Annotated in this window: 16 protein-coding genes; 9 read left to right on the top strand and 7 right to left on the bottom strand. The window is 75.3% G+C overall.

The features are described 5' to 3' along the window. Positions 1 to 27: 27 nt before the first annotated feature. From moeZ to AC0B61_RS15445, 5 genes are all read right to left on the bottom strand, one after another. On the bottom strand, positions 28 to 1,206 hold the full coding sequence (gene moeZ, locus AC0B61_RS15465; protein WP_471741167.1) for an adenylyltransferase/sulfurtransferase MoeZ: 1,179 nt from the start codon (positions 1,204 to 1,206) through the stop codon (positions 28 to 30). Between the two features lie 231 nt (positions 1,207 to 1,437). Continuing rightward, entirely contained in the window at positions 1,438 to 2,448 is a 1,011-nt protein-coding gene (locus AC0B61_RS15460; RefSeq protein WP_471741166.1) for an NAD-dependent epimerase/dehydratase family protein, read from the bottom strand. 120 nt (positions 2,449 to 2,568) lie between these two features. After that, entirely contained in the window at positions 2,569 to 3,696 is a 1,128-nt protein-coding gene (locus tag AC0B61_RS15455) for a hypothetical protein (RefSeq protein ID WP_471741165.1), read from the bottom strand. Then, the gene (locus tag AC0B61_RS15450) at positions 3,696 to 5,309 is read right to left on the bottom strand and encodes a DUF3492 domain-containing protein (protein ID WP_471741164.1); all 1,614 of its coding nucleotides are present in this window, start codon (positions 5,307 to 5,309) and stop codon (positions 3,696 to 3,698) included. Before AC0B61_RS15450 ends, AC0B61_RS15455 begins: the two co-directional genes overlap by 1 nt. A gap of 433 nt (positions 5,310 to 5,742) precedes the next feature. After that, positions 5,743 to 6,024, bottom strand: coding sequence for an alpha/beta fold hydrolase (locus tag AC0B61_RS15445; protein WP_471741163.1), 282 nt, complete (start codon positions 6,022 to 6,024; stop codon positions 5,743 to 5,745). A gap of 220 nt (positions 6,025 to 6,244) precedes the next feature. Here AC0B61_RS15445 and AC0B61_RS15440 point away from each other — a divergent pair, with 220 nt between their 5' ends. The 3 genes from AC0B61_RS15440 (at position 6,245) to AC0B61_RS15430 (ending at position 7,724) form a co-directional block, all read left to right on the top strand. After that, positions 6,245 to 6,904 carry a TetR/AcrR family transcriptional regulator gene (locus AC0B61_RS15440; protein ID WP_030236358.1) on the top strand — a complete coding sequence of 220 codons (660 nt, stop codon included), beginning with the start codon at positions 6,245 to 6,247 and terminating at the stop codon, positions 6,902 to 6,904. Positions 6,905 to 7,035: 131 nt separating this feature from the next. After that, the gene (locus tag AC0B61_RS15435; RefSeq protein ID WP_471741162.1) at positions 7,036 to 7,263 is read left to right on the top strand and encodes a DUF3107 domain-containing protein; all 228 of its coding nucleotides are present in this window, start codon (positions 7,036 to 7,038) and stop codon (positions 7,261 to 7,263) included. 134 nt (positions 7,264 to 7,397) lie between these two features. After that, on the top strand, positions 7,398 to 7,724 hold the full coding sequence (locus tag AC0B61_RS15430) for a hypothetical protein (protein ID WP_471741161.1): 327 nt from the start codon (positions 7,398 to 7,400) through the stop codon (positions 7,722 to 7,724). Positions 7,725 to 7,730: 6 nt separating this feature from the next. On the opposite strand, the gene AC0B61_RS15425 is transcribed toward AC0B61_RS15430, so the two are convergent. Further along, on the bottom strand, positions 7,731 to 8,459 hold the full coding sequence (locus AC0B61_RS15425; RefSeq protein ID WP_471741160.1) for a ferritin-like fold-containing protein: 729 nt from the start codon (positions 8,457 to 8,459) through the stop codon (positions 7,731 to 7,733). 479 nt (positions 8,460 to 8,938) lie between these two features. On the opposite strand from AC0B61_RS15425, the gene AC0B61_RS15420 reads away from it, so the two are divergent. The 5 genes from AC0B61_RS15420 to AC0B61_RS15400 all read left to right on the top strand — a co-directional run bounded on the left by AC0B61_RS15420 (position 8,939) and on the right by AC0B61_RS15400 (position 14,702). After that, positions 8,939 to 11,227 (top strand): DEAD/DEAH box helicase, encoded by a 2,289-nt coding sequence (locus tag AC0B61_RS15420; protein ID WP_471741159.1) that lies wholly within the window; start codon positions 8,939 to 8,941, stop codon positions 11,225 to 11,227. A gap of 193 nt (positions 11,228 to 11,420) precedes the next feature. Next, on the top strand, positions 11,421 to 12,296 hold the full coding sequence (locus tag AC0B61_RS15415; RefSeq protein ID WP_471741158.1) for an alpha/beta fold hydrolase: 876 nt from the start codon (positions 11,421 to 11,423) through the stop codon (positions 12,294 to 12,296). 379 nt (positions 12,297 to 12,675) lie between these two features. Next, on the top strand, positions 12,676 to 12,834 hold the full coding sequence (locus AC0B61_RS15410) for a hypothetical protein (RefSeq protein WP_158834957.1): 159 nt from the start codon (positions 12,676 to 12,678) through the stop codon (positions 12,832 to 12,834). Between the two features lie 304 nt (positions 12,835 to 13,138). Further along, positions 13,139 to 13,777 (top strand): DUF6758 family protein, encoded by a 639-nt coding sequence (locus AC0B61_RS15405; protein ID WP_063752611.1) that lies wholly within the window; start codon positions 13,139 to 13,141, stop codon positions 13,775 to 13,777. A 64-nt stretch (positions 13,778 to 13,841) separates the two neighbouring features. Beyond that, entirely contained in the window at positions 13,842 to 14,702 is an 861-nt protein-coding gene (locus AC0B61_RS15400) for a PHP domain-containing protein (RefSeq protein WP_471741156.1), read from the top strand. An 81-nt stretch (positions 14,703 to 14,783) separates the two neighbouring features. Here AC0B61_RS15400 and AC0B61_RS15395 read toward each other — a convergent pair whose 3' ends face one another. After that, positions 14,784 to 15,425, bottom strand: a complete 642-nt coding sequence (locus AC0B61_RS15395) for a suppressor of fused domain protein (protein WP_471741155.1) — start codon at positions 15,423 to 15,425, stop codon at positions 14,784 to 14,786. Between the two features lie 459 nt (positions 15,426 to 15,884). Between AC0B61_RS15395 and corA the strand changes: the two genes are divergently transcribed. After that, positions 15,885 to 17,006 (top strand): magnesium/cobalt transporter CorA, encoded by a 1,122-nt coding sequence (gene corA, locus AC0B61_RS15390; protein ID WP_471741154.1) that lies wholly within the window; start codon positions 15,885 to 15,887, stop codon positions 17,004 to 17,006. The last annotated feature ends 2 nt before the right edge of the window (positions 17,007 to 17,008 follow it).

Here is a 17,008-nt window from a genome sequence, read left to right as displayed (position 1 = left end):
CCTTCGTCGTCAACGTGAACGCGTCGGTCAGTAGACCGGCTTGTGCGGCTCGATCTGGTTCACCCAGCCGAGCACGCCGCCGCCAAGGTGGACGGCGTTGGCGAAGCCCGCGGACTTCACCACGGCCAGCACCTCGGCCGAGCGCACGCCCGACTTGCAGTGCAGCACGATCTTCCGGTCCTGCGGCAGCGACTCCAGGGCGTTGCCCATCAGGAACTCGTTCTTCGGGATCAGCACCGCACCGGGGATGTTGACGATCTCGTACTCGCCGGGCTCGCGGACGTCGACCAGGAAGATGTCCTCCTTGTCGTCCTGCCACTGCTTGAGCTGCTTCGAGGTGATGGTCGAACCGGCGGCGGCGGCCTGCGCCTCGTCCGACACGACGCCGCAGAAGGCCTCGTAGTCGATCAGCTCGGTGACCGTCGGGTTCTCGCCGCAGACCGCGCAGTTCGGGTCCTTGCGGACCTTCACCTGGCGGTAGGTCATCTCCAGGGCGTCGTAGATCATCAGCCGGCCGAGCAGCGGCTCGCCGATGCCGGCCAGCAGCTTGATCGCCTCGGTGACCTGGATCGAGCCGATGGACGCGCACAGCACGCCCAGCACGCCGCCCTCGGCGCAGGAGGGGACCATGCCCGCCGGCGGGGCCTCCGGGTACAGGCAGCGGTAGCAGGGGCCGTGTTCGGCCCAGAAGACGCTGGCCTGGCCGTCGAAGCGGTAGATCGAGCCCCACACGTACGGCTTGCCGAGCAGCACCGCGGCGTCGTTCACCAGGTAGCGGGTGGCGAAGTTGTCGGTGCCGTCGACGATCAGGTCGTAGCCGGAGAAGATCTCCATGACGTTGGAGTTGTCGAGGCGCTCCTCGTGCAGGACCACGTCGACGTAGGGGTTGATCTCCTTGACCGAGTCGCGCGCCGACTCCGCCTTGGAGCGGCCCACGTCCGACTGGCCGTGGATCACCTGGCGCTGCAGGTTCGACTCGTCCACCACGTCGAACTCGACGATGCCCAGCGTGCCGACACCGGCGGCGGCCAGGTACAGCAGGGCGGGCGAGCCCAGGCCGCCGGCGCCCACGCACAGCACCTTGGCGTTCTTCAACCGCTTCTGCCCGGCCATGCCCACGTCGGGGATGATCAGGTGGCGGGAGTACCGGCGGACCTCATCGACGGTGAGCTCGTCGGCCGGCTCGACCAGGGGTGGCAACGACACGGGGACTCCGATGGGTGTCTTGTTCGGGTGGCCTGGGCCAGCCTCTTCGTGGGGTTGTTGCTCCACCACTCGGGTGGCTCTCTAGGCCAACAGTGTCACGCCCCCTCTCTATTCCGAGACAGCCTGTCCGGTGGGCGAGACAGGTGGCGCCGGATCGTGGGACCGGGCGCCGGGCCCCCGAAGGCGCCCCGGGCCCGTGTCCCACCGGCCCCGAGGCACCCCGGAGCCTCCTCAGACCCGGCAGGCCGTCTCCAGCCAGACGTCCCCGAGGGACTCCTCCAGCGGCACCTGCGTCCGCCATCCGAGACGGTCCCGGGCGGTGCGCACGTCCGCCTGCCGCCACGGCACCGGCTCGCCCGCCGCCGCCCGGCCCTCCGGCCGCTGGCCGTCCGCCCGGTGGCCCGGGAGGTAGGGGCCAGGCTGGTGGTGGTGATGGCCGTGCGGGTGCTCGCCCGCCGCCACGCCGGCCTGCGCGGGCAGCAGGACCTGCCGGTTCTCCTCCACGATGGACCCCTCGAACCCCGAGGCCCGCACCAGCAGTTGGGCCGCGTCACGGGCCCGGACGGCGTGCCCGCTGCCGATGTTGACCACCCCGGTGGCGGCCGACACCGCGGCCGCCTGGATGGCCCGTGCGACGTCCCGCACGTCCACGAAATCCCGGTATCCGGACAGGTCCGGCATCCGCACCTGGCTCTCGTCCCGCTCCAGCGCCCGCCGCAGCCCCTCGGCCAGCCGCCCGAACAGCGAGGCCGTCGGCGCCCCCGGCCCCACCACGTCGAACACCCGCAGCACCGCCGCGTCCAGGCCGGAGGCCAGCACCAGCTCCGTCCCGGCCAGCTTGGACACGCCGTACGGGCCGACCGGCCGCGGCTCGGCCTGCTCCGAGACCGGCACCCCGCCGGGCACCGGCCCGTACTCGGCGGCCGAGCCGACGTGCACCAGCCGGGCCGGCTCCCGGCTGCGCCGGATCGCCTCGCAGACCGTCGCGACGGCCAGCGTGTTCGACCGGATCAGGGTGCGCGAGCTGCCGTAGGTGGCGCCGGCGCAGTTGATCACCACCTGCGGCGCGACCGCGTCCAGGAACCGGGCCAGCGCACCCGGGCTCCCGGTGGTCAGGTCGAAGCGGATGTCGGCCGAGTCGCGCCGGCCGAGCACCGTCACCTGCAACTCCTGGTCCATCAGCAGACGGTCGGTGACCCGGCGGCCGATGAAGCCGTCGGCGCCCAGCAGCAGCACCCTCATCAGGGGTGTCCTTCCACGAAGCCAGGCCGGGGACGACCTGGCGGACTGAAAACAGACGGAAAAACAGACGGAAAACGGACTGAGAACGGACTGAGAACGACGAACGGACGAAACGGGGGATCACGAAAGGGGGCAGCGGTACGAGCCGGCCCGGCCGAGCACCGCCCAGGCGTACGCCAGCAGCACCACCGCGACGGCGCCGCCGCCGAGCAGCAGGGCCGCCGGCAGGGAACGGCCCAGGGCGAGCAGCCCGAGCGTCGCGGCGGCCCCGGCCGACGCCCCCAGCGCGGCGGCCGTCGTCCGGCCGCAGCGCGCCAGCAGCGCGGGCAGCACCAGCAGCAGGCCCAGCACGCCCTGCGCCGCCCACGGGCCGGGGCCGGCCCGCTCGGCCACCACGTGCAGCAGCCCGCCGCCGTGGCCCGGCCCGGGACGCGGCGCGAGGACGGCCGCCACGGCCAGCGCGGCGAAGGTCAGGGCGCCGAGCACCGCCAGGTGCAGGGCCAGCGCGACCGGCAGCACCGGCCGCATCCGGGCCCGGAACTCGGCCATGGTGGCCGCCGCACCGAGGTGGCCGCAGCCGACCTGCCGGTACCAGCGGGCCACCCGCTCGGCCGACCCGGCAGACAGCGCCGCCGCCGGCACCAGCGCGGCCGCCAGCGGCCGGTCCGCGCCCGGTACGGCCGCCGGGACCAGCAGCAGCGCGGCCAGGCCCAGCCCGTACCCGAGCGCGGCGGGGTCGTACCGGGAGCCGCCGCGCCATCGAGGCCGCACCCGGGGCCGCCGCCGGGGCCCGAGGGCGTCCGACGGACGGGCGGGCCCGGCGAACGGCGGGCCGGGCTCGGCCCGGGGCGGCGCGGTCAGCGCGGGCAGCAGCACCAGCGGCAGGGCGGCCGCCACCGCCACCGCCGCCGTCACCGGCCGGCGGGCGCCGAGCGCCACCACCGCCGCGCAGGGCAGTGCGGCCAGCGCCGCGGCGGTCAGCGCCGCCCGGGCATCGGCCCCCCGCCGCCGCGGCGGGGCCGGCCCGGGCTCCGGCGGCCGGCGGGGCACCCGGGCGTACAGCTCCTCGGCGAGCGCGAACAGGTCGGCGTGCCGGCAGCGGGCGGCGGCGTCCGGCCCGAGCCCGGCCTCCTCCAGCCCGGCAGCGATCTCCAGCGGATCGACGGCGCGCTCGCACAGCTCCCGGTGCTCCGCCATGAGCTCGCGCACCGGGTCCGCGCTGCTGCCGAGCGCCGCACCGCCGGCCATCAGACGGCGTCCGCGAGCTCGGCCGGCTCCCGGACGCCGCCGGCCTCGGGCCCGTCCTCCGGGGCGCCGTCGCGGCCGCCGCGCGGGCCCTCGGCGAGCCAGTACTCGGCGGGCCGGGCGAACGGGCGCGGCGCCTGGCCGCGCTCACCGCCGCCCGCGCCGCTCCCGCCGTCGGGGAAGGCCGGGTACTGCGAGACCAGTTCCAGGTAGATCTCCCGGAAGGCGCCGATCACGGGTTCCACGGCGAAGCGTTCCTGCGCCCGGAGCCGCCCGGCCAGCCCGAGCCGGGCCCGCCGCTCCTCGTCGCGCAGCAGTGCCAGGCAGGCGCCGGCCAGGGCCCGCGGGTCGCGGGCGGGCACCAGCAGCCCGGTCGGCCCGACCACCTCGCGGGCCACTCCGACATCGGTGGACACCACCGCCCGGCCGCTGAGCATGGCGTCCACGAGCAGCCTGGGGCGGCCCTGGGAGAGCGCCGAGAAGACGGCCACCGTGCCGGCCTCCCACGCCTCGGCGAGCGGGCCGGGCGGCCCGGCGAAGTCCACGGCCGGGGCCACCCCCATCCGTTCGGCGACCGCCGCGCAGTGCGCCTGGTAGCCGGGCGCCGCCTCCTCGCCGTGCAGCACCAGCCGGGTGCCGGGCAGTTCGGCACGGACCCGGGCGAAGGCGTGCAGCATCAGCTCGGGGTCGCGGCCCGGCTCCAGCGCGCCCGCCCAGACCAGCGTCGGCGCAACCGGCTCCGGCCCGGCGGCGGGGCGGTCCACCGCCGGCGTGCCCTCGTACACCACCCGGGTCCGCGCCGGGTCGGCCCCGCAGCGGCGCTGCCACTGCTGGTCGTGGGCGCTGCCCGGGGTGAGGACCGCGGCCTGCCGGTAGGTCTCCTCGGTGAGGGCGCGGAAGAAGGACAGCAGCAGCGCCCGCACCGGCCACCGGTACGGCGCCTCGCGGTAGCCGAGGTACTGCTGGCGCAGGTGCAGGCCGTGTTCGGTGACCACGAACGGCACGCCGTGCAAGTGCCGGGCCACCAGGGCGGGCAGCGCGGCGGGGCCGCCGCCGACCACGTGGCACAGGTCGGCGGCGCCGAGGCCGCCGGGGCCGGTGCCGTACCAGGGCGCGGACAGCGGGCGCAGGCACTGTTCCAGCAGGTCGGTCGCGACCAGCACGTCGCGGACCAGCGGCTGCCCGGCCGAGGTGTCCGCGCCGGGCAGCCGCCAGGTCCGCTCGACTATCCGGCGGGCGTGCGCGGACGCCAGGAAGGCGGGCAGTGTGCCGTCCTCCCGGGCCTGCGCGGCCAGCCGGTACAGCCCGGGGCCGAAGCCGGCCCGCTCCCGGGGCAGCACCAGCGCCCGTACCAGTCGTTCGTACGCCCCGGCGTACTGGCGTCTGCGCAGCGCGCCCGGCGCCCGACCGCCCGGCCGGCGCCCCCACAGCGCCAGGCCGTGCGTGCCGCGCCAGACGGGCGACGGCGGCTCGGCGGCGGTCGGGCTTTGCGGGCCGGTCAGCAGGTACCGCGCGAACTCGTGCTCCGGCAGGCCCTCGGCCAGCCGGTCGCACCATCCTCCGGCACCACGCCGGGAGTGCGGACGGGCACCCTCGGTGATCAGGGCAACGCGCACGGGGACCTCCAGGGCAGAGCGGTTCTCGGGGCGGCTTCGGGACGGCTTCGCGGGCGGTTCACGGACGGGTCGACGGTCGGCCCAGCGGCCCGGGCAGCGGCCGGCGGCACCCCGCGGGCGGCGGCGGGGACGGCCGGGGCCGGGTGTCCGGCCGGGCCGGCTCCGCGTCCCGTTCCCCCGGGTGCCCGCCCCACCGGGGCCCCAGGTACGGCCGCCCTCCGGTCTCTCCGGCGGCCGCGACTCCCCCACACCTGTTCGGTCCGACAGCAGAAAGGTAGGACCGGCCCCGGGCAATCCATCGGTCACATGCCTGGCTGCCACCTGATCGAGTGAACCGCCGTGACCTCGGCCCGAACCGGGCCGTTACCGGGCGCTCCGCGCGGCCGCCCGCGACGAGGGCCGCCGGGCCCGACGGACTGCCTGCCCGCCCCGCTCAGCCCGCGGCGTGCGAGACCAGCTCCCGTACGGCGCGGGCGACGTCGTCGGGGTGCTCCGTCATCGCCACGTGCCCGGACTCCGATAGCACCGGCAGCCGGGCGTCCGCGAAGGCCGTCCCGGCCCGGCGGGCCGACCGGTCGGCGACCAGCTCGTCGCGCAGCCCGTACACCGGCAGCACCCGGCGCCGGTACTCGGCGACCGCCTCGGCCCGGGCGGCCGGGGTCAGGGCGCCCGGGTCGCCGTAGACCAGCCGCACCCGCTGCTCGGCGCCGCGCATGGTGGACGATGGTACTGAGCCCGGGCCGGGGGCACCGGGGGTGGCCCGGCCGTCCCCGCCCTCGTCACACCCCTGCCGAGGCCGAGGTCAGCGCCGTATTGTGGGCTCCTGACAACCAGGACGACCAGCTTTTCCCGCCTTCGCCGAACCCGGGCGCGGTTACCGAAAAGTAGAATCGGCCATCTTGCCAGCCCCGAACAGACCCGAAGTGAGGAGCGCCGTGACGGCCATCCAGGAGGCGCAGGAGCGCCCGCGCGGTGCCCGCCTGCCGCGAAGCGCCCGCCGTGAACAACTGCTCGGTGCCGCCCAGGAGGTGTTCGTCGCACACGGCTACCACGCGGCCGCCATGGACGACATCGCCGACCGCGCCGGGGTGAGCAAGCCGGTGCTGTACCAGCACTTCCCGGGGAAGCTGGAGCTCTACCTGGCGCTGCTGGACAAGCACTGCGACGCCCTGGTCGAGTCGACCCGCGAGGCGCTGTCGACGACCGTCGACAACAAGCAGCGGGTGGCCAACACCATGGAGGCGTACTTCAACTACGTCTCCAGCGAGTCCGGCGCCTTCCGCCTGGTCTTCGAGTCCGACCTGACCAACGAGCCGGCCGTGCGCGAGCGGGTCGAGCGGGCCTCCGAAGCGAGCGCGACGCTGGTCAGCAAGGTCATCCAGGAGGACACCGACCTGCCCGAGGCGGAGTCCAAGCTGCTCGCCGCCGGGGTCTGCGGCCTGGCCCAGATCACCGCCCGGTACTGGCTCTCGCAGGGCCTGGAGATCCCGCGCGACGAGGCGGTGCGGCTGGTCGCCAGCCTGTCCTGGCGCGGCCTGAAGGGCTTCCCGATGCACCCGGGCGAGCAGTCCGGCGAGGCCGCCCACCAGGAGTGATCCGCCGACCCTCGCCTGGGCGGTGATCCGGTGCTCTATGGTGAAGCCGTACGGCGCGGTCGCCGCGAACGCTTGTCCCAGGCGGTGCGGCGCCCGTGCGTGGAGGCTGCAACCCCGGAGGGACGGAAGCCGTGGAGGTCAAGATCGGCGTGCAGAACGCGCCCCGCGAGATCGTGATCGAGAGCTCGCAGACTGCCGATGAGGTCCAGAGCGCGATCGCGAAGGCGCTGGAGGGCCCGGACAAGCTCCTGGCGCTGACCGACGAGCACGGCCGCCGCGTCATCGTCCCGGCCGAGCGCCTGGCGTACGTGGAGATCGGCGAGCCGGCCGTCCGCAAGGTCGGCTTCGGCACGCTCTGAGGCGCCCCGAGACGGTCGTCCCGGTGCCCCGTTCCCGCGAGGGAGCGGGGCACCGCTGCGTGTACGGCCCGGCGGGGCGGGGTACGGCGACGAGTGCGGCGCCGGTGCCGCACGCCCGCCCCCGGGAGGCACTCTTGCTGGTCGAGTCGATCGTCTTCGCCGTCGTCGGCCTGGTGACGGGCGCCACCGCGCTGCTGGCCCTGCCCTCGTACTTCCGGGCGCCCCGGGCGCTGACCGTGGGCACCGCGCTGGCGGCGGCCCTGGTCGGCGGGGTGATCGCGCACTTCTGCCTGGACGGGCGCTACCCGCCGGTGTCGGTCGCGGCGTCCGCGCTGGCCTCGGGCGTGCTCACCTCGCTGCTGGCCCGGCCGGACCTCGCCGCCGGGCGGGCCCCGGCGCACCGGCACCACCCGCACCGGGCCGGCACCCACCGCGCACCACGGCGGCACCGGCCGGCCTGACGGGCCTCAGCTGGCCAGGCCCAGGGCGGCCATCCGCTTGGTGTGGGCCTCGGTGATCCGGTTGAACATCTTGCCGACCTCGACGAGGTCGAAGCCCTGCAGCTGCACGCCGCCGACCAGCAGGTTGGACAGCGCGTCGCGCTCGGCGACCACCCACTGGGCCTGGCTGAGCGCCTCGCCCATCAGCCGCCGGCCCCACAGCGCGAGCCGGCCGCCGGCCCGCGGGTCGGCCTCGATCGCCTCGCGCACCTTGTCGACGGCGAACTGGGCGTGGCCGGTGTCGGACATGACGCCGAGGACCAGGTCGCGGGTGTCGTCGTCCAGCCGGACGGCCACCTCGCGGTAGAAGTCGGTCGCGATGGCGTCGCCGACGTAGGCCTTGACCAGGCCCTCCAGCCAGTCCGAGGGCGCCGTCATCCGGTGGAACAGCTCCAGCGGCTCGACGAAGGGGCGCATCGCCTCCTGCGGGTCCGCGCCGATCTCGGCGAGCCGGTCGTGCAGGCGCTGGTAGTGCTGGAACTCGGCGGAGGCCATCCGGGCCAGGGCCGCCTTGTCGGCGAGGCCGGGCGCCAGCTTGGCGTCCTCGGCGAGCCGCTCGAAGGCGCTCAGCTCGCCGTAGGCGAGTGCGCCGAGCAGGTCCAGCACCGCCGCCCGGTAACCGGGGTCGGCCGAGCACGCGGCCCAGTCGCCGATCGAGCCGGGCGCGGCGTCCTGCGTCTCACCATGGGTCTCCATGACCCGCCACCTTAGTCCCGCGGGCCCGGCCGCCCCACCACCCCCGGCACCCGGGTGACCAGCCGGATCGCCCGCCCGGGCGCCGGTCGCCGGGGCCGGTGTCAGACGCGTCACGTGTTCGAGTCGTCGGCTGACTGTATGGTGGTACGGAGCCCCGTCGTGCTCGCGTGGTGTCGCCGCCGTCTCGGCAACCCGCGCAGGCCCGCTCCCTAGCGGCACCGTCCAGCCGGACGTGTCCGCACCGGAGGCACGGGTACTCACGTACGCGGATGCCCGGTCGGAGAGCCGATCGGCTCCGACCATGGCTTGGACTTCAAGCCCTGGCACCGCATCAGTGGCCGAGCGAGGGCCGCCGAGACCCCGCCCCCTGGCGGAGGTCCCGCGCAGGTCCCTCACGGGAAACCCTCCCCGACGCCGCCGGCGACGCGCCCCCGCACCGGGGCAGCGCGCACCGGCCGGCCGCAGGGACCGGCGCGGTTGTGCGTCCGCGCAGCTGTAATCGGGGCCGCACAGGCCCGTACGCAGCCGCGCGGCTGCCCGCCCGCCGCTCGCTCTCGGCCCCTCCACACGGAAGAGGCAGCACCCTGTCCACCACCGCTGAACCCATCAAGACGACCTTCCGGGACCTGGGGATCCTCCCGGAGACCGCCGAGGCGCTCGAAGCCGTCGGCATCGTCCACCCCTTCCCCATCCAGGAGATGACCCTCCCGGTCGCGCTGACCGGCCACGACGTCATCGGCCAGGCCAAGACCGGCACCGGCAAGACCCTCGGCTTCGGCCTCCCGCTGATCGAGCGGGTCGTCGTGCGCGCCGACGTGGACGCCGGCCGGTCCACCGAGGAGCAGCTCTCCGACTTCCCGCAGGCGCTGATCGTCGTCCCGACCCGCGAGCTGTGCACCCAGGTCACCAACGACCTGCAGACCGCCGGCAAGGTGCGCGACGTGCGCGTCCTCGCCGTCTACGGCGGCCGGGCGTACGAGCCGCAGGTGGAGGCGCTCACCAAGGGCGTCGACATCGTGGTCGGCACCCCGGGCCGGCTGCTCGACCTGGCCGGGCAGAAGAAGCTGAACCTGTCCACGGTCCGCGCGCTGGTGCTGGACGAGGCCGACGAGATGCTCGACCTGGGCTTCCTCCCGGACGTCGAGAAGATCATCACCATGCTGCCGGCCAAGCGGCAGACCCTGCTGTTCTCGGCCACCATGCCGGGCCAGGTGATCAACCTCGCCCGCCGGTACATGAGCCAGCCGACCCACATCCGGGCCACCGCCCCGGACGACACCGGCGCGACCGTCGCCAACACCGAGCAGCACATCTTCCGTGCGCACTCGCTGGACAAGGTCGAGATGGTCTCGCGCATCCTGCAGGCCGACGGCCGCGGGCTGGCGATGATCTTCTGCCGCACCAAGCGCACCGCCGCCGACGTCGCCGACCAGCTGACCCAGCGCGGCTTCGCGGCCGGCGCCGTCCACGGCGACCTCGGCCAGGGCGCCCGCGAGCAGGCCCTGCGGGCCTTCCGCAACGGCAAGGTGGACGTGCTGGTCTGCACCGACGTCGCCGCCCGCGGCATCGACGTCGAGGGCGTCACGCACGTCGTCAACTACCAGTGCCCCGAGGACGAGAAGACCTACCTGCACCGGATCGGCCGCACCGGCCGGGCCGGCGCCTCCGGCACCGCCGTCACCCTGGTCGACTGGGACGACATCCCGCGCTGGCAGCTGATCAACAAGGCGCTGGAGCTGAAGTTCAACGACCCGGAGGAGACCTACTCCACCTCGCCGCACCTGTACGAGCTGCTGAAGATCGCGCCGGGCACCAAGGGTGTCCTGCCGCGCTCCGAGCGGACCCGCGCGGGGCTCGGCGCGGAGGAGGTCGAGGACCTCGGCGAGACCGGCGGACGCGGCGGCCGGGCCGGCCGTGGTCGCAGCGGGAACGCGAACGGCAACGGGAAGAGCGCCGCCCCGGGCCGCCCGGCTGCCGCCGCCCCGGTCGAGACCGAGGAGGAGAAGCCGCGCCGCACCCGTGAGCGCCGCCGCACCCGTCGGGGCTCGGCGGTCGGCGCCGAGGGCGAGGGCGGTGCCGTCACCGAGGCCGCCCCGGCTGCGGCCGGCGAAGGCGCCGAGGGCGAGGCCGCGCCGCGCCGTCGCCGCCGCCGCTCGCGCGGTGCCAACGGCGAGGCTCCGGCCGCGGTCGGGACGGCTCCGGTCGTCGAGGCCGCCGAGGCCATCGTCGCCGCGGCCGCCGCGGCGCAGGCTCCGGCCGTGGCGCAGGCTCCGGCCGTGGCGCAGGCTCCGGCCGTGGCGCAGCCGGCGGCCGAGAAGCTGGCCGCCCGCACCCGGACGCGCAAGCCGAAGGCGGAGGCCGTCGCCACCGAGATCGTCGCGGCCGAGGTCGTCGCGGCCGTCGAGGCGGTCGTCACCGAGGCTCCGGCCGAGGCGAAGCCCGCCGCCCGGACGCGCACCCGCAAGCCGAAGGCCGAGGTCGCCGAGGCGGCCACCGCCGAGGCGCCGGCGGCCGAGAAGGCCGAGAAGCCGGCCACCCGTACCCGGACGCGCAAGCCGAAGGCGGAGGCCGTCGCGGCCGAGGCCGTCGAGGCGGTCGTCACCGAGGCTCCGGCCGAGGAGAAGCCCGCCGCCCGTACCCGGAGCCGCGCGCGCAAGGCCGCCGCCACCGCGGAGACCGCCCCGGAGGCCCCGGCCGGCGAGGTCCCGGCCCCGCGCAAGCGCACCCGGACCCGCAAGGCCGCCGTGGAGGCCACCCCGGAGAGCTGACCCACCCGGTCTCCCCGAGGGGGCGCGCCAGGCCATCCGGCCCGGCTCGCCCCCTCGGGCGTTCCCGTCCGGTGCTCGCGGGTTGCGGGACCGGCCCCCCACTCCCCGGCGCCGCCACGCAGGCGGGGGTTCGAGGGCGGGCCCTAAGCTCGGGACGTCGGAAGTCGCGGGTAGCAGAGCAGGGAGAACGCCCATGAGCACGCCGCCGTTTCTGAGGTTGCCCGGGTGTGCGCGGGCCGAGCGGGTGCTGACCGGGCGCGGGGAGTTCGCGGTGGTGCGGGCGGAGCCGGCCGGTGCGGTGCGGGGGTCGGCGCTGCTGGTGCCGGGGTTCACGGGCAGCAAGGAGGACTTCATCGCGCTGCTGGAGCCGCTGGCCGCGGCCGGGTACCGGGTGACCGCGGTGGACCAGCGCGGGCAGTACGAGACCGGCGGGCCGGACGATCCGCGGGCTTACGCCGTCGAGGCGCTGGGCGCGGACGTGCGGGCGCTCAGCGAGGTGCTGGCGGCGGACGGCGGGCCGCTGCACCTGCTGGGTCACTCCTTCGGCGGCCAGGTGGTGCGCGAGGCGGTGCTCGCCGCCGCCGAGCAGGGCCCGCTGCCGTGGCGGTCGCTGACCCTGGTGTCCACCGGGCCCGGCGCGATCGACCCGGCCGAGGCGGCTCGCACCAAGCTGCTGCTGGACGCGCTGCGGGTGATGAGCCTGGAGGAGATCTGGCAGGTCATGCGGCAGATGGAGGCGGACAGCGGGCAGCCGCAGCCGAGCCTGGACCCGGCCGTCGCGCAGTTCCTGCACCGCCGCTGGCTGGCCAACGTGCCGCAGGCGCTGTCCGTCACCGGCGGCCACCTGGTCTCCGCACCGGACCGGGTGGAGGAGTTGGCCGCCGCCACCGCCGGGCTGCCGGTGCTGGTGCTGTCCGGGGTGCGGGACTACGCCTGGCCGGTCCCCGAGCAGACCGTGATGGCCGAGCGCCTGGGCGCCCGCCGGGTGGTGGTCGGGGACGCCGGCCACTCCCCCAACGCGGAGAAGCCGGCCGAGACCGCGGGGGCGCTGGCCGCGTTCTGGGCCTGACCGGCCCGGTCGATCCGCCCTCCCCGAGAGTGGTCTCTACCACTTCCGGAACTTCGACCGGCTTCAACGCAGGACAAAAGTCGTTAGTTACGGTAATCTTTGATTCTGTCCGGGAATCATCGCCGGCCTCGACGCCGACGCGCGCCACCCGAAACCTGGACTTCACGGACGGGCAACGGCCCGGTAGCACCGCCACGACACCGTGGTTCACGAGGCACTGGACGCACCAGGCAAGCAGGGGGAGCCCTTGCCGCAGCAGACCGCCGCACGTACGACCCGCCCGGTCCGGCCGCTTCGCCGGATCCGCAGGACACCGAAAGAGCTGATACCGACTCAGCCGCAATCGCCCCGCTCGGCGGGGCCAGGAAAGGAGACGCCCATGACGAAGACCATGCGCTTCGAGATCGTCCGGCTGGACGACACCAACGGCTCCGCCACCGACCGTCTGATCGCCGACGCCGCCACGGTGCGCGAGCACGTCCAGGCCGCCGCCCGCACCGGCGAACGCCTGCTCATCCGGCCGTGCCCGACCGTCTGATCCAGCGCGGCGCCCCCGACCGGGGGCCCGCACCCGCCGCAGACGAGCCCGGCGCGTCCGATCCGGACGTTCCGATACCCGACTGACGCCCCGTCACCGCAACCGCCGATGACGGGGCGTCAGTGCGTCCGGGCCCGGCCCGGGACGTTTGCCGCCGCCCGCCACGGGACATCCCCCAACGGGAACCGCTCGCGCCGCGCCCACCCGGCGCCGCCGGGCGTCCGCCACCGACAGGTGCCGCCGAGCCCTCCGTACGGGTGATCGTCCTTGACGCGGCGGTCCGGAGGGAGGAGCGTTGACGGCTATGAGGGGCGAGCCCAGCTGCCCGAGGTGCGCCGGTCGGGTCCGCGCCCCCGGTCTGTTCTCAGACACCTGGCAGTGCGACCGGCACGGAGCGGTGCACCCGATGCAGCCCGTGCTGCCCCCGAGTGTGGAGGCCCTGGGCGTCGCCGTCGCCCGCTCCCAGGTCCCCGTCTGGCTGCCCTGGCCGCTCCCGGTCGGCTGGCTCTACACCGGCATCGCGCACGTCGGCGACGACGTCTCGGGCGCCCGGGCCACCGCCGTCGCCTGCTCCGGCCCGGCGCCGCTCGGCGGCTTCGGCGAACTGGTGCTGGTCGCCGAGGAGCTGGGCGTCGGGCTCGGCGCCCGCTACGCCGGACTCCCCGGGCCGGACCCGGGCGACTCCGTCGGCCTCTACAAGCCCGCCGACGCCAAGCTGATGGCCGCCGGCCGGCCCACCCCGATGTTCCACGTCCCGGACGCGCCGGCCGACCGCGCGGTGTTCGTCGGCGAGGCCCGCGGGCTGTGGCTGTGGGCGATCGCCTGGCCCGAGCAGTCCGCCCTGGTGATGTACGACGAACTGGTGCTCACCGACCTGCGCGACGCCGGCGCCGAGCTGGACCTGCTGCCCTGCGGGGCGCCCTCCCCCCGGCTGCTCGGCTGACCCCCGCCGGCTCGCCCGGACGGCCTATCCTGGCCGCACCCACGAGCCTCCAGGAGCCCGACCCGTGCGCATCGACCTGCACGCCCACAGCAACGCCTCCGACGGCACCGACAGCCCCGCCGAACTGGTCGCGGCGGCCGTCGCCGCGGGCCTGGACGTCGTGGCGCTCACCGACCACGACACCGTGGCCGGCCACGCCGAGGCCGCCGGGGCGGTGCACGCGCTGCCCGACGGCACCCGGCTGACCGTCGTCCCGGGCGCGGAGCTGTCCTGCGTCGTGGACGGCGTCAGCATGCACCTGCTGGCCTACCTGTTCGACCCCGCGGAGCCGGCGTTCGCGCGCGAGCGGGAGCTGGTGCGCACCGACCGGTTCCGGCGCGGGCAGGCGGTCGTCGAGCGCTGCCGGGAACTGGGCGCGGACATCAGCTGGGAGCAGGTGCGGCGGATCGCGGGCGCCGGCTCGGTCGGCCGGCCGCACGTCGCCAGCGCGCTCGTCGAGGCCGGCGTGGTGGCGACCGTCTCGGACGCCTTCACTCCCGAGTGGCTGGCCAACGGCGGCCGGGCGGACGTCCGCAAGCACGAGACCGATCCGATCGAGGCGGTCCGGCTGGTCCGGGCGGCCGGCGGGGTGCCGGTGTTCGCCCACCCGGGCGCGGACAAGCGCGGCCGGACCGTTCCCGCCGGGGTGATCGCCGACCTCGCGGCGGCCGGGCTGGCCGGGCTGGAGGTCGACCACACCGACCACGACGAGGAGACCAGGGCCCGGCTGCGCGGCCTGGCCGGCGAACTCGGCCTGCTGGTCACCGGCTCCAGCGACTACCACGGCGCCCGCAAGGCCGTCCGGCTCGGCGAGCACACCACCGACCCGGCGGTGTACGAGGCGCTGCTGGCGCAGGCCACCGGCGCGAAGCCGATCGAGCGCTGAGGACGCGGGCCGCCGCGGCCCGGCGTGCGGGGCGCGGCGAGGGTGTACGGGCCCGCCGGACCGGCCGCGCCTGAGCGCCCGTCAGTCCAGCCGGACGCCGCGCCGGTCCGGGTCGCGCAGGTCGGTGCCCTGGTCCAGCCAGCGCTCCTGGAGCGCGGCGGCGCCGTGCACCCGCTTCCAGCCCGCCTCGTTGGGCGTCATCGGCAGCAGCGGCAGGAAGCGGACCGGCTCGGCCGGCTCGGCCAGGTCCAGGTCCTCGACCAGCCCGCCCGGCTCGGCGGCCAGCACCGAGGTGAAGGGGGCGCCGTCCCAGAGCGGGGCGCCGAGGTCCAGCGAGCCGCCCGGGGCCACCACCAGGCCCTCGACCTGCGGCGTCGCCGCGAAGGTGGCCAGGCTGCGCAGCACGCTGTCGCGGCCGCCGCGGACGGTCAGCACCAGTTCGACGCGCGGGCCGCGCAGTTGGTCGGCGACCGCGGCGGTCGGGTCGGCCATCGGCGCGGCCGCCATCCCGAGCGTGGCGTACCGGACCAGGCCCTCGGCGTCCGGGCCGAAGCGCAGCACCTCGATCCGGTCGGTGCCGAGGAAGGTGACCGCGGCGCGGCCGCTCGGCTCGCCGAAGGTGGCGATCAGCCGGGCCTCGACGGCGGCCAGCACCGCCTCCCGGGAGAGCTCCGGGGAGCTGCCGCCGTGGGGGTCGCCGAAGAGCGGGAAGTCGTGGGCCATGCCGGTGAGCGTAACCCGCTGGGGCGGCCCGGTTCCGGGCGGGCCGAGCCGCTCCCCGGCGGCTTGCCCGCCGCTTGCCCCGCCGCCGCCCGTAAAGGCTTCGGAAAGCCCTGGGCAACCCGTCGGCGCCGATGGCCGGTCAGCTGTTAGGGTGAGCGACTGGCCACCGGGATCGTTCCGTTCCGGGGCGGCGGCGCGAAGGAGGTGGTTGCGGTGGATACCGGCCGACCATGCAGTACCGGCAGCTCTGCCCGGCCCCGACTCCCCCGTACCCCGCGCCCCGCAGGCCCAACCGGCTGATCCAGCCGCAGTAGCCCCCGGGCGCAGGCCTCACGGCGGACGAACCGGCCGGGAGAGCACCTTCATCCCCCTTCACCGGTGTTCTTCGCCGTCGTACCGCGGCCGAACGTTTCCACTTCCGTGCCGCTGTGTGACGGCTCCTGCCCCTGGGAGCCTGCCATGTCGATGATCAACAGCCTGCGTGCCGCCGTCCGCACCAACCGTCGGCGCGGCGCGGCCGGGGTGTACGACGTCGCCTCCGACGACGCCGGCTCGGCGGTCGTGGACTGCGCGGTCTACCAGCACGGCAAGCGCGAGGGCGACGTCTGCAGCCCGCGCGAGGCCGTCCGCCGGGTCAAGGCGGAGCAGCAACTGCCTGACGGCGTCAGCTCGTTCAGCTGGATCGGGCTGCACGAGCCGACCGAGGCCGAGTTCGAGGGGATCGCCCAGCGGTTCGGCCTGCACCCGCTCGCGGTCGAGGACGCGGTGCACGCGCACCAGCGGCCCAAGGTCGAGCGCTACGACGACGTGCTGTTCGCCGTCTTCAAGACCATCCGCTACGTCGAGCACGACCAACTCACGCCCACCAGCGAGGTGGTGGAGACCGGCGAGCTGATGGTGTTCGCCGGCCGGGACTTCGTGATCACCGTGCGGCACGGCGGCCACGGCTCGCTGCAGGAGCTGCGCCACCGGCTGGAGGCCGACGCGGACGAGGCCGGGCTGCTCGCCAAGGGCCCGGCGGCGGTGCTGCACGCGATCGCCGACCATGTCGTGGACAACTACCTGCTGGTCGCCGAGCGGCTGCAGAACGACGTGGACGAGATCGAGTACGGCGTCTTCTCGGCCAAGGGCGGCCGCAGCTCCGACGTCGGCCGGGTCTACCAACTCAAGCGCGAGGTCCTGGAGTTCAAGCGCGCCGTGGTGCCGCTGCTGCGCCCGATGCAGCAGCTGTCCGAGCCGCTGCAGCGTCTGGTGGACCCGGACATCCAGAAGTACTTCCGGGACGTCGCCGACCACCTGGCCCGGGTCGCCGAGCAGGTCCACGGCTTCGACGAACTGCTGAACTCGCTGCTGCAGGCCAACCTCGCGCAGGTGTCGGTGGCGCAGAACGAGGACATGCGGAAGATCACTGCCTGGGCGGCGATCTTCGCGGTGCCCACCATGATCACCGGCGTCTACGGCATGAACTTCGAGTACATGCCCGAGCTGCACCACAAGTACGGCTACCCGATGGTGCTCGGCGCGATCGTGCTGATCTGCGTCGGGATGTACCGGGGCTTCCGCCGCAACGGCTGGCTCTGAGC

This window comes from Kitasatospora sp. NPDC023385 (assembly GCF_055664045.1).
This window is presented reverse-complemented; position numbering and strand designations above follow the sequence as displayed.